Raw genomic sequence first — 12,855 nt, 5'->3', positions numbered from 1 at the left:
GCTACTGGCCGAGTCTAAGGCTAAAGCCAGTATCCGACTGAAGTCGGAGGGGTTCCTCCTCCAAGAGGACTCTAAAGCCAGTATCCGACTGAAGTCGGAGGGGTTCCTCCTCCAAGAGGACTCTAAATACTCCATGCGGCTAGATTGTAAGATTCCAGTCGGCATTTGCATTGGAAGTTGGAATTCCATGCAACGCAATCGCTCCCCTCCGTCTCGGCTTGCGGCATATGCTGCCGATCGATTGCCAGGAAACTTGTCGATCTAGGGTCGGGGCCTCGCCCGATATTCCAGCTATGGCAGGCACGATTGTTTAGCATCTTTGGCAAAAGTCAGTGCATCTGCTGCTTTCGCATGTCTATTTGAAACATTCTGTCGGAAGGGGAATGGCATATGGATTGATGTCAGCACTATCTGTTCCACACGTGCACAGATTTTAGTCGATTTTTATTAGCTTGCGAGGTTCCGCCATGTCCCCAGCCATAGAACGCATTGTCAGTGATGAAACACTGCCGGAAGCTGTGGACGTGGTGATCGTGGGTGGTGGGATTGTTGGCACTGCAGCGGCCTATTTTCTGTCAAAGCAGGGGCATTCGGTGGCCCTGATCGAAAAGGGCTATGTTGGCTGCGAACAATCGAGCCGGACCTGGGGCTGGTGCCGCCAACAGAACCGCGATCCGCGGGAGATGCCCCTGTCAGTGCTTTCCATGAACTTGTGGGATCAACTGGCGAATGAAATCGGTCGAGATCTCGGCTTTCGGCGCACCGGCCTGGTCTATGCGACCTTCGATGAGCAGGCGCTGGCGCAATGGGAATCGTGGCTGCCCGTCGCGCGCGAGTTCGGCGTCAACACGCGGATGCTGAGCGCTGCCGAAGCGGCGGAGCGCGTTCCGGAGACCCGGCACAAGTGGCGGGGCGGCCTCCATTCGGTCGACGACGGCAAGGCCGAACCCTCCCTGGCCGCGCCGGTCCTCGCCCTTGGCGCACGCGCCAACGGGGCGACCATTCACCAGGCTTGTGCGGCCCGCACGCTCGATATCACCAACGGACGCATCGCGGGCATCCACACGGAAGCAGGTTATATCCGCACTAGCGCCGTGCTGTGCGCAGCTGGCGCATGGGCCTCGCGCTTCCTTCGCCCGCACGGAATCAGCTTTCCTCAGGCAGCCGTGCGTCAGACAGCCCTGCGGACAAAGCCGACCGCCAATGTCGGCGAAGTCATCTATTGCCCGGATTTCGCCATGACCCGTCGGCTCGATGGCAGCTACACGGCGGCGATCAGCGGGCGGGCTACGCTGGAGCTGACGGCGCAAGGCATGCGCTATACGCGTGAGTTCCTGCCGCAGTTCATCCAGCGGATCAAAGCGGTTCAACCGTCCATCGGCAAGTCGATGTTTTCGGGCCCGGAGTCGATCGGCGCCCTGCTGACCAACGACGATCGGCTGTTCGAAAAAAACCGTGTGCTCGACCCCGCGCCGATGCGGCGGCTTGTGGACAGCATCATCGAGAATGTGCGCGGAACCTTCCCGGAACTGGCCGGTGTCGAGATCGACCATGCCTGGGGTGCGTTCGTGGATTGCACGCCGGATGCGGTGCCGGTCATTTCAGGCGTCGATGCGGTCAGCGGGCTCTTTCTTGCCGCAGGCTGTTCGGGCCACGGCTTCGGCACGGGACCGGGCATCGGCTATCTGGTGTCGCAACTGATCCGGAATGATACGCCAGCAGTCGACCCCAGTCATTTCCGCCTGTCGCGGCTGGTGGACAGGTCGAAGCTGAAGGTCGGCTCACTCTGATATCAGGCAGGGGCGGCGGGCAAAATGATGATTGCCTGCCGCTCAGGCAGGGTCGCCATATCCCAGTATCGCCTTGATTTCTAGGAACTCTTCCATCCCGAAAACGCCATATTCCCGGCCGTTGCCAGACTGCTTGTAGCCCCCGAAGGGGGCCTGCGGGTCCCAGGCGGGATAGTTGACATGTACCTGCCCGCTTTGGATGCGGCGGGCCACGGCGCGAACCTGCGCCATGTCGGTGCCCTGAACGTGAGCGCCAAGGCCATAGACCGTGTCGTTAGCAATCGCGACCGCCTCGTCGACCGTATCGTAAGGGATGATGACCAGGACCGGGCCGAAGATTTCCTCCTGCGCGATAGCCATGTCCGGCCTCACTTCGGAAAACACAGTCGGCCGGGCATAGTAGCCGCAGGACAGCCCCTCGGGTCGCCCCGGACCGCCGCAGACCAGCTTCGCCCCTTCGGCGATGCCGACCGCGATCATGCGCTGCACCCGGTCATACTGGGCCTTGTTCGCAATGGGTCCATGCGTCGTGGATTCCGCAAGGGGGTCTCCGACCACGAACTGTCCCACGGTCTGGGCGGCGATGCGCTCAACTTCTGTCAAGGCGCCACGCGGCACGATCATCCGCGTGGGCGCGCTGCAGGACTGGCCGACATTGCGCATGCACGACCCGATCCCGGGCGCGATTGCGCTATTGAGGTCGGCATCGGGCAGGATGAGGTTCGGCGACTTGCCGCCCAGCTCCAGCGTGACCCGCTTGACCGTCTCGGCAGCCGTCTTGGACACGAGCACTCCCGCGCGCGTGGACCCGGTGAGCGAGATCATGTCGATGTCCGGATGGCGCGACATTGCCTCGCCAACCTCTGGTCCAGTGCCATTGACCAGGTTGAATACGCCCGCCGGCACCCTTGCCTCTTCCACCACCTGGGCAAACAGCAACGCGCTGAGCGGCGAAAGCTCGCTGGGCTTGAGCACGGCCGCGCACCCTGCAGCAAGGGCGGGTGCGACCTTGGCGGTGATCTGGTACAGCGGCCAGTTCCAGGGGGTGATGAGTCCGCAGACGCCGATCGGTTCACGCGCGATGGCGGTGCTGCCCTGCATTTCAAGGAAGGGATAGTGCGCCAGGTTCTCGGCGGCCACACGAACGTGCTCGGCCGCCAGGGGCACCTGGGCCATGCGGGCGAAGGTGATCGCAGCACCCATTTCCAGTGAAATCGCCTCGGCAAACAGCTCAGCACGCTCCAGAATGAGCTTGTGGATGGCAAAAAGGCAGCGCGCGCGTTCCTCCGGCGCGGTCGCGGCCCACCCCGGAAAGGCGGCGCGCGCCGCTGCTACCGCGTCATCGACATCCGCCCGGTTACCCAGCGCAATGTCTGCCATGGGGCGTTCGGTGACGGGGTTGGTTACGGTCGCCGTTTCAGACCCCGCAGGCACGCGCCATACTCCACCGACAAAAATTTGGCCGAGCAGAGCGGCAGCGCTAAGATGGGCAATGGGGTCTGTCATCGAATCATGTCCTGAAATTTGTACTTGGCGCCAAGGATCGGCAGGAACCGGGACTTGCCGAAATGTCCGCCTTGCTGCCGGACTCAAACGTTCTCCCCCCGACAAAAGCGGGCGCTGTGTCATGCCAGCAGGACATGAGCTTCACAGGGCATCGTCCCGGCAGGCGGCGATCGCATCGATCTCGATGAGGTAGCCATAGTGCAGCTCGGGCACCGGCACGACTGCGCGCGCCGGTTTCGCCGCGCCCATGACATCGGCGTAAATGGCGTTGAACCTGGGCCAGTTCCCGACCCCGACGATATAGGCCGTCACCTTGACAAGATCCTCGGGACCAAGGCCTGCGGCGGCAAGCACGCGCAGCACGTTCGCCAGCGCAGTGCGCACCTGTTCCTCGAAGGGCCGATCGGCCGTGTGAGAACCATCGGGCCGCACACCGAGTTGGCCGGAAACATAGACAAGGCCGCCATGGCGAACTCCCGCGCTGTAATGCCCGGCCGGCGCAGCACTGTCGGGAACGATGATCGGTTCGATGCGGGACATGTTCACCACCCCCGCATGCGCGGCCAATAGGCCACGATATCCGGTTTGCCATCTGCCACGACATTGTATCCCGCGTGCTGTGCCCCGGTTGCGCAGGCATGGTTGGGCAGGATTCGCACGCGCGCGCCAATTGGCAAGTCGGGCAACGTGGCAGAGCTTCCCGCCCTGAGCGCCAGAATGCCATGCTCCTGGCTTGCCTGATCGACAATGAGATCGGCGTAGGGCTTCCCGGCAAGGTCGCACACCATGCCATAGCCCTGATCGACAGCCTGGTTGCTGGTGCCGCGATCGCGCGACAATGCCATCCAGCCGGCATCGACCAGGATCCAGCCCTTTTCCGGCTTCTTGCCGATCACGGTTGTCAGCACCGAAATCGCCAGATCGTCGGTCTTGCAGACGCCGATCCCGTGCATGACGAGGTCGAAGAACATGAACACCCCGGCGCGCACTTCGGTCACGCCGGTGAGGTCACGGGCAAAGTGGGCGGTCGGGGTCGACCCGACACTGACGATGGGACAATCGAACCCGGCGCGGCGCAACGCATTCGCCGCATCGACGGCGGCCGCACGCTCCGCCTCTGCAGCGGCTGCCAGTGCTTCGGGATCGTGCAGACTATAGGATTCGCCAGCATGAGTGAGTACCCCGGCAAGCGGCACACCAGCAGTCTTTAGCGCCTGAGCCACAACGATCAGTTGGGGATCATCAGGGGCGATACCGCCACGATGGCCATCGCAATCGACCTCAATGAAGGCTGCGGGGCAAGATCCGGTCGCCTTGCCCGCCGCGCCCAGCGCTGGCGCTTGTTCGGGCGTGTCGAGCGTTACTTTGAGATCCACGCCGCCAGCGTGAATCTGCGCCGCGCGAAGCGCCTTGTTCGGATCGAGGCCGACTGCGTAAGTGATGTCGGTGAACCCGCCTTCGCGCGCGAAATATTCGGCTTCGGCCAGAGTAGATACCGTGATCGGACCGGGCCCGTCGGGGAAGATCCGCCGTGCCGCGTCGATCGACTTCGCGGTCTTCAGATGAGGGCGCAGCGTCACGCCGTGACCGGCCATCAGCCCTTTCAAGCGTGTGAGATTCCGGTCCATGCGGTCGCGATCGAGGATCAGTGCAGGCGTCGACAAGGTGTCTAGCGTCTGCGTCCCGGCTTCCGACGAAACTGCGGGAGTGGAACTCAGGATATCGTTCATGACATGGTTCCTAGCCAAGCGAATTGCTGCAAAGCGCGAAAATGCGCGCCTGCGCCGAGACTTCTGGAAGCGTTCCGCGTACCATCGCCTCCTCGGTGTCGACCTGGAGCAGACCGTGCGCCTCCAGCCATGTGCCAAGACCTGACAGTGCCGGCGTGTTGACCCGCACGAACCGGCCGACAAGACCGGACATGGCATGTGCGATCAGCGCCGCGGCTTTGTCTGCACTTTGCGCCACCACCGGGCCGACAACATGGCCCCGGCCGAATTCGCGGCAGACGGCATAGCCGCGCACCCCGCCATCCTCTCCGCGCAGGACACTGGCCACGCCGCATCCGGCCAAGGCCTCCAGCAGGCGACGACGCGGCATGCCGGCTGCGATCTGGTCCAGTTCGATCAAAGCGGGCCAGTCCGCATCCCGGGCAAACCCGATGCGGCAAGCAGCGTCCGACGCTGGCACTGGCTTGGCAATGCCCTGGTGCTGACAGGTCAGGCCAAAACTCACGAAACCGCGACGGCGGTAAAGCTCCAGTCCTTCCATGGTGGCATTGAGTATCACCGACCGGTCGCCAGCACCTTCCAGCAACCCGTCGACCAGACGCGCACCCAGACCGCGACCCTGGAACGCGCCGTCAACGATGATCATGCCGACTGTTGCGAAGCTGGGTCCGTAATTCCAGCGCATGCCGGTGCCGATCAGGCGTCCCCCCTGACGCAAGGCCAGCCCTTCGCCCAAGCCATGAGCAAAGATCCAATCCTCAAGACGGTATGGCCAGCCAAGCGCGTCCGAAAGGCCCTTTGCCTGGACGAGATCTCCGGGCTCGAGCGCGGACACCTGGATATCAACTGTGGTCATTTACCGGATCCCTGCCTCACATGGGGCATCATGCAGTGGCGCGCCAAGATCATCCCAGTCGTGATGGCACAGGATGATTTGGCCCTCCCGTTTGAGACGGGGTGGCCAGGCTGTGTCGCACGAGCCAGCAAGCGCGACGGGGCAGCGTGGCAGAAACGGGCATAGCGGTGTGCTGCGCCCGAAGCGTGAAGCGAGACCTGTTAGCGCGGGGGACTCTGACTCGCCTCTGCGGGCCAGCCAACTGGTGTCCATGTCCGGCACGGAATCCATCAACAATTGTGTATAGGGTTGATGCATGCCTTCTGCAAAACGCGTTCGGCTGGCAAGTTCGACGACGCTTCCGGCATAGAGAACCAGCAAATCGTCACAGAAAGCGCACGCCGTTGAGATGTCGTGACTGATGAAGATTGTGGCGATACCCAGATCGCGTCGGAGGTCGTCGATCAGATCGAGGATCGCCGCAGCGACCACCGTGTCGAGCGCCGAGGTCACTTCGTCGCAGATCAGCACATCGGGGTTGGCGGCAAGTGCCCGGGCAAGATTGACGCGCTGTTTCTGGCCGCCGGACAGTTCGCTGCTGCGCCGCGTAATGACGTCGCGCGGCAATTGGATCAGGTCGAGCAGCTCGGCCACGCGCGCCGTTGCCGCAGCCCCCTTCATACCGTGGTAAAATGCCAGTGGCCGCGCAAGGATTTCGCCTACTGACTGGGCTGGATTGAGCGCCGTGTCGGCATGTTGAAAGACGATCTGCACGCGTCGCAACTGTTCGCGGCTTCGATCGGCCATAGCACGCGGCAGGAGCTCTCCGTCGAGCTCGACGCTACCCGTCGTCGCAGGAAGCAGGCCAGCGATGACCCGGGCTAGCGTGGACTTGCCCGAACCGGATTCGCCGATCACACCCAGCGCCGCGCCGCGCCGGAGCGAAAAGCTGACATCGCGCAGCACCGGTTTCGCTGGCAGCCCATGCTTGATCCGGCCATAACCGGCGTTGACTGAAGAGACCGTCAATACGCTGTCAGGCGCGGCTGCGGCGTCCGGTCGCGCTTGCGGACGTGCCGCTGCCATCAGCGTGCGGGTATAGTCGCTGGCAGGTGCTTCCAGGATTTGCCGGACCGTTCCCTCTTCGCACATGCGACCGTCCTTCAGCACAGCAATGCGATCAGCGACCTGTGCAACGACGGCAAGGTCATGACTGACATAGATCGCGGTTGCGCCGCTTTGGGTCAGAGCCGCCTTGATCGTCTTGAGCACTTCCACTTGCGTGGTCACGTCAAGCGCAGTGGTCGGTTCGTCGAGCAAGACCAGTTCCGGCTCGGTAATCAGCGCCATCGCCGCCATCACCCGCTGCAACTGGCCGCCGGAGACCTGATGGGGATAGCGCGAACCGATGGTTTCCGGCGATGGCAAAGCCAGCGAGCGGAACAGCGCAATGGCCCGTGCCTCGGCCGTCCGCCGATCCGCCAGACCATGCACCAGCAACGGCTCAATGACCTGCGAGAGGATCGTGCGCGAAGGATTGAACGCCGAAGCCGCGCTTTGCGCGATATAGGCGATGCGCCGACCGCGCACTGTCGGCAGTTCGGGCCGCTTCATCCGGTCGATGCGCATATCGCCGACACGCATGCAATCAGCGGTGATATCGGCGCCAAAGCGCGAATAGCCCATCAAGGCCAGGGCGATGGTGGTCTTGCCCGAACCGGACTCACCGATCAGCGCCAGCACTTCGCCCCGCGGAATTGAGAAGGAAATGTCCTCGACGATGACGGTGCGGTCACCATTCGGGGCGTTCAGGACGATGTCGAGGCCACGGACTTCTACCGCGATGTCTTGATTCTGCGCGCTCACGCCTTTCCTCCCGGCTTGAGAGCATCAATCAAAAGGTTGGCGCCGACCGTCAGCGTCGCAATGGCGATCGCCGGCACGATGATCGCGAAGGAGCCCTCGGTCAGCCCCGAGACATTCTCTCGCACCAGCGAGCCCAGGTCTGCATGAGGGGGCTGCACGCCGAGGCCCAGGAAGCTCAGCCCCGACAGCAGCAGAACGATGAACACGAAACGCAGGCCCATGTCGGTCAGAAGCGGATGGATCATGTTGGGCAGAATTTCACGCCAGGCGATGTAAATCGTACCCTCGCCCCGCGCACGGGCCACCTGCACGAAATCGAGCGTGTTCAGGTTCACGGCCAGCGCGCGCGCAATGCGGAAGTTGCCCGGCACATAGATGATCGCGGCGATCACCAGCAAAAGTAAGATCGATGAGCCGAAGGCTGCAATCAGCACGAGCGCGAATATCTTCGACGGGATGGAGGTCAGCGTATCCATCGAGCGGGAGAGGACCTCGTCGACCCAACCGCCACGGATCGCAGCGACAAGGGCCAGCGAAGTGCCGACCGCAACAGCGAGCATGGCCGCGCCAAGGGCCAGGAACACCGTATAGCGGGCACCCCACAACAACCGGCTCAAGACATCGCGGCCAAGATAGTCGCTGCCCAGCCATGAAGCGCGCGACATGCCGGAGAAAACGGTTCGATCGACAAAGGCGCCAACGGAATAGGGAGCGATTATCGGCCCAATTGCGGCGATCAACAACCAGAAGATCACAAGCGCAAGACCGACGCGGCCAGAAACGGGCAATGATCGTACAGCTGCGAGTATACCGCCCCTCATGCGCGTAGCCTTGGGTTGGCGAGAATGGCAATCACGTCGGCCACCAGCATCATGGCAAGATAGACGGCGCAGAAGATCATCGCGCAGGATTGGAGCAAGGGCATATCCCGACTTGTCACGGCGTTCACCATCAGGCTGGCAAGTCCCGGATAATTGAAGATAGTCTCGACGATCAGCGCCCCACCCATCAGGTAAGAGAGCGACAGCGCCATCGCATTCACCACAGGACCGATGGCATTGGGCATCACATGAAACAGCACGATGCGACGGAACGGCACACCCTTGAGGCGTGCCATCTCGACATAGGGGCGATCAAGCTGATCGGCGACCGCAGCACGGGTCATCCTCGCCATCTGCGCTACCACGACAAAGGTCAGCGAGAGCACAGGCAGGGCAAGTGCGCGCAACATCGCGCTCCAGCTTGCATCCTCCTGGGCGAGCGAGATCGAAGGCAACCATTGCAGTTTCACCGAGAACAGCAGCACGCCGAGCGTGGCGACGAGGAATTCCGGCGTAGCGACCAACGACAGGGTGATGACATTGAGCACCCTGTCAATCCTGCTTCCGCGATAGATGGCGCTGACGATGCCGATCATCAATGCCAGGATGACGGATATGGCCGCCGTGATACCGGCCAGGATCAATGTGTTGGGAAGCCGATCCGAGATGATCTGCCGCACCGGCATGTTGGCGACATAGGACACGCCGGGATCGCCGGCGGCGATGGAGCTTAGCCAGTTATAATAGCGCAGCAGTGCTGGTTGATCGAGGCCCATTTCGTGGCGCAATGCCACCACCTGTTGCGGTGTCGCACTTTGCCCGAGGACTTCCTGCGCGGCGTCGCCCGGCAACAACCCGCTGATGGTGAAAACCACCGCCGACACCAGGAACAGCGTCAGCAGGGCGGACGCCACACGGTACAGAATGAGCGGGATGACGCCAAGCCAGGCGGGACGGGAAGAAGCGGAGCCGGCCATCACTCGTCCCACCATGCATATTCGCCGAAGCGGTAACCCATGAATGCGCCCAAAGGAATGGGCCTCAAACCCTTGATACGGCGATCGTAGCCGTCGATCAGGCTGATAAACACCGGGATCGCCACGCCGCACTTGTCATGCACAATCTGTTGCATCTCGCCGTACATTTCCGCTCGTAGCGCCTGATCTCCAACTCCCCGCGCTTCAACTAACAGTCGATCGAACCGCTCATCCTTCCAGCCACTCTCGTTCCAGTTCGCGCTCGATTCGAAGAACAGACTGAATATGAGATCCGCAGTCGGGCGCGGATTGGTATTCCCGAAGGTCATCGGATGGCGCATCCAGTGCGTTGAATAATAACCGTCCGAGGGCATGCGGTTCACGGCGAAGTTCAGCCCCACGCGTGAGCCATATTCCTGCAGGATCGATGCCATATCCACCGACCCTTCAGCTGCCGTGGAGCAATATAATGGCAAGCGCACACCCGTCAGGCCCGAGCGCTGGACATGCCAGCGCGCCTTGTCGGTATCGAGCACGGTCTGGGGTACGGCGGGATTGAAATAGGGCGCGAACGGCGCGATCGGCTGGTCGTTGGCAATGGTGCCATAATCGCGAAATACCGCCCGATTTATCAGAGACCGGTCGAGCATGAGCTTGACCGCCTGTACAAAATCCGGATTGCCGGTCGGCAATGTGTTCTGACGCATCACCACATCGGTATAGAGCGATGACGGCGTCACCATTGGCCGACAGTTCGGATCAGCCTCGATACGTGGAACCGAGCGCGGGTTGACGGCATTGATCATCTGCACATCGCCGGACAGCAGGGCATTGACCCGGCTCACCTCGTCGGGAATTGCGATCAGTTCGATCCTGTTCAGTTTTGGCCGGTCGGGTATCCAGTATTCGGCGTTGCGCACCAGTGCCGTGCGCACGCCCGGCTTGAAATCCTCTAGCCTGAACGGCCCGGTACCGGTTCCATCTGGCCGCGTCTGCCCGGCCTTGACGATCAGCATGTGCGACATGGAGAGCAAATTGGGCAGATCGGCGTTTGCGCCGGTCAGCTTCACGACAACGCCGTAGCGACCCTCGCTCCGCACTTCGGCAAACTGTGCGGCAAGGGTCAACATCTTCGATCCAATCGCGGGATCCTTGTGCCGCAGCAGCGAATGGACGACATCCTCAGCGGTCAGTTCGCTCCCATCGTGAAACCGCACGCCACGCTGGAGATCGATGTGCCAGCTGATGCGATCGTCGCTTTCAATCGCACGCGCGAGCGAAAGCTGCGGCGTAAGTTTTTCATCCTCGATACACGTCAGACCGCTATAGAGCATGAAGTGCCGGATATAATCCAGCGCCGTACCACCCCTTGCCGGATCGAGCGTGTCCGATGTCGACGACGAGTGGGTCGCCACCCGGATGGTCCCGCCGCGCTTTGGGGTCTGCGGGTTTCTGCCGCCTCCGCAACCGCCGAGCGCCAGCAGTGCGGCGCCGGCCAGTCCGGCCCCGATCACGCCGCGACGGGTAAGGGGTGGATACAGGGCTGTCACAGTCCGACCACAGCGGGCGGGAGCCGGTCGGCAAAGAATTCCCGCGCCATATCCGACATCCGAAAACGAATGAGCGTGCCGTAACAGTCAAAGCTGATATACTTGGGTTGGAAGCCGGTGGCGAATTTCACACTGTTGGTGATCATCTCGTCAATACTCCTGCTGCAAGGCCGCTAAACCCCACGCTTCCTGACCACATATAGCCATCGCTACCGCGCAACATGTGCCCAAGTTGCGGGTGAGAGGCGAAGCTCGGTGCGGTTTTTCGCGCCCTGCGCAGCATGTCGTGCCGCCCTCGCCAAACAATGCTGCGCCTGCCTTGTGGCGAGCCTTTCGCTTGATGGTGGGCGCAATCACTCAGCCGATTGGAGCCAGTGCCTCGCCAATGCAATGTGCAAGCGAACGCCCGTTTCCAGCACTTCATCATTGAAATCATAGTGCGGATTGTGCAGCGGCGGCGAACCATCCCCCTGGGCCTGGCCAAGCCAAATGTAGGCGCCGGGGCGCTGCTGCAGCATGAATGAGAAATCTTCCGACGTGGCAGCGGGCTCGCTCGCACGTTGAGCGGTCCCAACGGTTGCAGCCACTGCCAAAGCGTCTTCAGCGGCATCGGCGTCGTTGATCGTGACGGGGTAATATCGATCATAGTCAAGGACCGCGGACACCTCGAAGCCCGCCTCAACTCCGCGCAGGATCTGCCCCATGCGTTGTTCGATTCGGTCTTGTACCCCAGGATCGAAACTGCGCACGGTTCCCTCAATCCGCACTTCGTCCGGAATGACGTTGTGCGAATGTCCGCCGTGAATCTGCGTCACCGAAAGGACTGCCGAAGCGAAAGGCTCAACATCACGCGCAATGATGGTGTTCAGTTGCTGGACAAGAGTGGCAGCGGCAAGCAGCGCATCGGACGTGAGATGCGGCTGAGCTGCATGACCGCCTTTGCCTTGGATGCGGATGGAGAATTTGTCCGCCGCCCCCATGATCGCGCCGGCGCGGGTGGCAATGGTTCCCGCGGGAAGCCCCGGCCAGTTATGCAGTGCATAGACACGCTCACATGGGAATCGATCAAACAAACCGTCCTCGATCATTCGCCGGGCACCGCCCAGTCCTTCTTCAGCCGGCTGAAAGATCAGATGCAGTGTTCCAGACAAACCGGGATCGCGGGCAAGATGTTGCGCCGCCCCTAGCAGCATTGCCACGTGACCGTCATGACCACATCCGTGAAAGCAGCCAGGCCGCGTGCTAGCCCAGGGCAGGCCCGTCTGCTCGTCAATCGGCAGCGCATCCATATCGGCGCGCAGCCCCAAGGTTCTTGGCCCATCTCCAACGCGCAACACAGCGACAACGCCAGTGCCCCCGATGCCTTCGTGCACCTCAAGGCCGACCGCACGCAATTCGGCAGCAATGCGCGCGGCAGTGCGATGTTCCTTGTATCCCAATTCGGGGTGGGCGTGAATATCGCGGCGCAGTGCCACCAGCGGTGTGATCAAATCGGCGAGATTCGATTCGTGGCCTGCCATCAGTTCTGACTCCCGAACAGGTCTTGAATCGGGTAATGGTGCTTGATGAACGGTGATTTGATAACCACGTAACTGAAGTATTTCTCAATCCCGTAATTGCTCTCCAGCATGCCCTCGATGATAGTTTGATAGTGGGCGACACCTCTGGCGACGAATTTCAGCAGATAGTCGTATCCACCGCTGACTGAATGACAGACCGGCTGATGCCGGTAGGTTCATGGGTTGTGGCTGAAGCCTGTGCTGTGGGTATGGCGGTCGAG

11 protein-coding genes and 1 pseudogene are annotated in these 12,855 nt (G+C 61.7%); 1 reads left to right on the top strand and 11 read right to left on the bottom strand.

From position 1 onward, the window contains the following. Positions 1-467 precede the first annotated feature (467 nt). Complete coding sequence (locus tag L3X40_RS19165; protein WP_237367015.1) at positions 468-1,790, top strand: NAD(P)/FAD-dependent oxidoreductase; 1,323 nt, start codon at positions 468-470, stop codon at positions 1,788-1,790. 42 nt (positions 1,791-1,832) lie between these two features. Here the strand turns inward: L3X40_RS19165 and L3X40_RS19160 are convergent, their stop codons facing one another. The 11 genes and pseudogenes from L3X40_RS19160 to L3X40_RS19110 form a co-directional block, all read right to left on the bottom strand. Beyond that, on the bottom strand, positions 1,833-3,296 hold the full coding sequence (locus L3X40_RS19160; RefSeq protein WP_237367014.1) for an aldehyde dehydrogenase family protein: 1,464 nt from the start codon (positions 3,294-3,296) through the stop codon (positions 1,833-1,835). Between the two features lie 141 nt (positions 3,297-3,437). After that, positions 3,438-3,836 (bottom strand): RidA family protein, encoded by a 399-nt coding sequence (locus L3X40_RS19155; RefSeq protein ID WP_237367013.1) that lies wholly within the window; start codon positions 3,834-3,836, stop codon positions 3,438-3,440. Positions 3,837-3,838: 2 nt separating this feature from the next. Beyond that, complete coding sequence (locus L3X40_RS19150) at positions 3,839-5,026, bottom strand: alanine racemase (RefSeq protein WP_237367012.1); 1,188 nt, start codon at positions 5,024-5,026, stop codon at positions 3,839-3,841. Between the two features lie 10 nt (positions 5,027-5,036). Then, positions 5,037-5,882: a GNAT family N-acetyltransferase gene (locus L3X40_RS19145; protein WP_237367011.1), complete on the bottom strand. Its 846-nt coding sequence runs from the start codon at positions 5,880-5,882 to the stop codon at positions 5,037-5,039. After that, the gene (locus tag L3X40_RS19140; RefSeq protein WP_237367010.1) at positions 5,883-7,727 is read right to left on the bottom strand and encodes an ABC transporter ATP-binding protein; all 1,845 of its coding nucleotides are present in this window, start codon (positions 7,725-7,727) and stop codon (positions 5,883-5,885) included. Beyond that, positions 7,724-8,548 carry an ABC transporter permease gene (locus L3X40_RS19135; RefSeq protein WP_237367009.1) on the bottom strand — a complete coding sequence of 275 codons (825 nt, stop codon included), beginning with the start codon at positions 8,546-8,548 and terminating at the stop codon, positions 7,724-7,726. Before L3X40_RS19135 ends, L3X40_RS19140 begins: the two co-directional genes overlap by 4 nt. Further along, positions 8,545-9,525 carry an ABC transporter permease gene (locus L3X40_RS19130; RefSeq protein ID WP_237367008.1) on the bottom strand — a complete coding sequence of 327 codons (981 nt, stop codon included), beginning with the start codon at positions 9,523-9,525 and terminating at the stop codon, positions 8,545-8,547. The genes L3X40_RS19135 and L3X40_RS19130 overlap by 4 nt, the downstream gene beginning before the upstream one ends. Beyond that, positions 9,525-11,075 (bottom strand): ABC transporter substrate-binding protein, encoded by a 1,551-nt coding sequence (locus L3X40_RS19125; protein ID WP_237367007.1) that lies wholly within the window; start codon positions 11,073-11,075, stop codon positions 9,525-9,527. The genes L3X40_RS19130 and L3X40_RS19125 overlap by 1 nt, the downstream gene beginning before the upstream one ends. Beyond that, positions 11,072-11,221, bottom strand: coding sequence for a hypothetical protein (locus L3X40_RS19120; RefSeq protein ID WP_237367006.1), 150 nt, complete (start codon positions 11,219-11,221; stop codon positions 11,072-11,074). Before L3X40_RS19120 ends, L3X40_RS19125 begins: the two co-directional genes overlap by 4 nt. 207 nt (positions 11,222-11,428) lie before the next feature. Then, entirely contained in the window at positions 11,429-12,595 is a 1,167-nt protein-coding gene (locus L3X40_RS19115; RefSeq protein WP_237367005.1) for a M20 aminoacylase family protein, read from the bottom strand. Further along, a pseudogene (locus L3X40_RS19110) lies at positions 12,595-12,777 on the bottom strand (Lrp/AsnC ligand binding domain-containing protein); the annotation flags it as partial. The pseudogene L3X40_RS19110 and the gene L3X40_RS19115, both read right to left, overlap by 1 nt. Positions 12,778-12,855: the final 78 nt, after the last annotated feature.

Source organism: Rhizorhapis sp. SPR117, assembly GCF_021742065.1.
Note: the sequence above shows the minus strand (reverse complement) of the source record. Positions and strands in the feature narration are given on the sequence as shown.

Bases quoted from the DNA above. Each gene is read 5' to 3' on its own strand.
- L3X40_RS19145 (WP_237367011.1), bottom strand. From the start codon at position 5,882: ATGACCACAGTTGATATCCAGGTGTCCGCGCTCGAGCCCGGAGATCTC.
- L3X40_RS19130 (WP_237367008.1), bottom strand. From the start codon at position 9,525: ATGGCCGGCTCCGCTTCTTCCCGTCCCGCCTGGCTTGGCGTCATCCCG.
- L3X40_RS19160 (WP_237367014.1), bottom strand. From the start codon at position 3,296: ATGACAGACCCCATTGCCCATCTTAGCGCTGCCGCTCTGCTCGGCCAA.
- L3X40_RS19150 (WP_237367012.1), bottom strand. From the start codon at position 5,026: ATGAACGATATCCTGAGTTCCACTCCCGCAGTTTCGTCGGAAGCCGGG.
- L3X40_RS19120 (WP_237367006.1), bottom strand. From the start codon at position 11,221: ATGATCACCAACAGTGTGAAATTCGCCACCGGCTTCCAACCCAAGTAT.
- L3X40_RS19115 (WP_237367005.1), bottom strand. From the start codon at position 12,595: ATGGCAGGCCACGAATCGAATCTCGCCGATTTGATCACACCGCTGGTG.
- L3X40_RS19155 (WP_237367013.1), bottom strand. From the start codon at position 3,836: ATGTCCCGCATCGAACCGATCATCGTTCCCGACAGTGCTGCGCCGGCC.
- L3X40_RS19165 (WP_237367015.1), top strand. From the start codon at position 468: ATGTCCCCAGCCATAGAACGCATTGTCAGTGATGAAACACTGCCGGAA.
- L3X40_RS19135 (WP_237367009.1), bottom strand. From the start codon at position 8,548: ATGAGGGGCGGTATACTCGCAGCTGTACGATCATTGCCCGTTTCTGGC.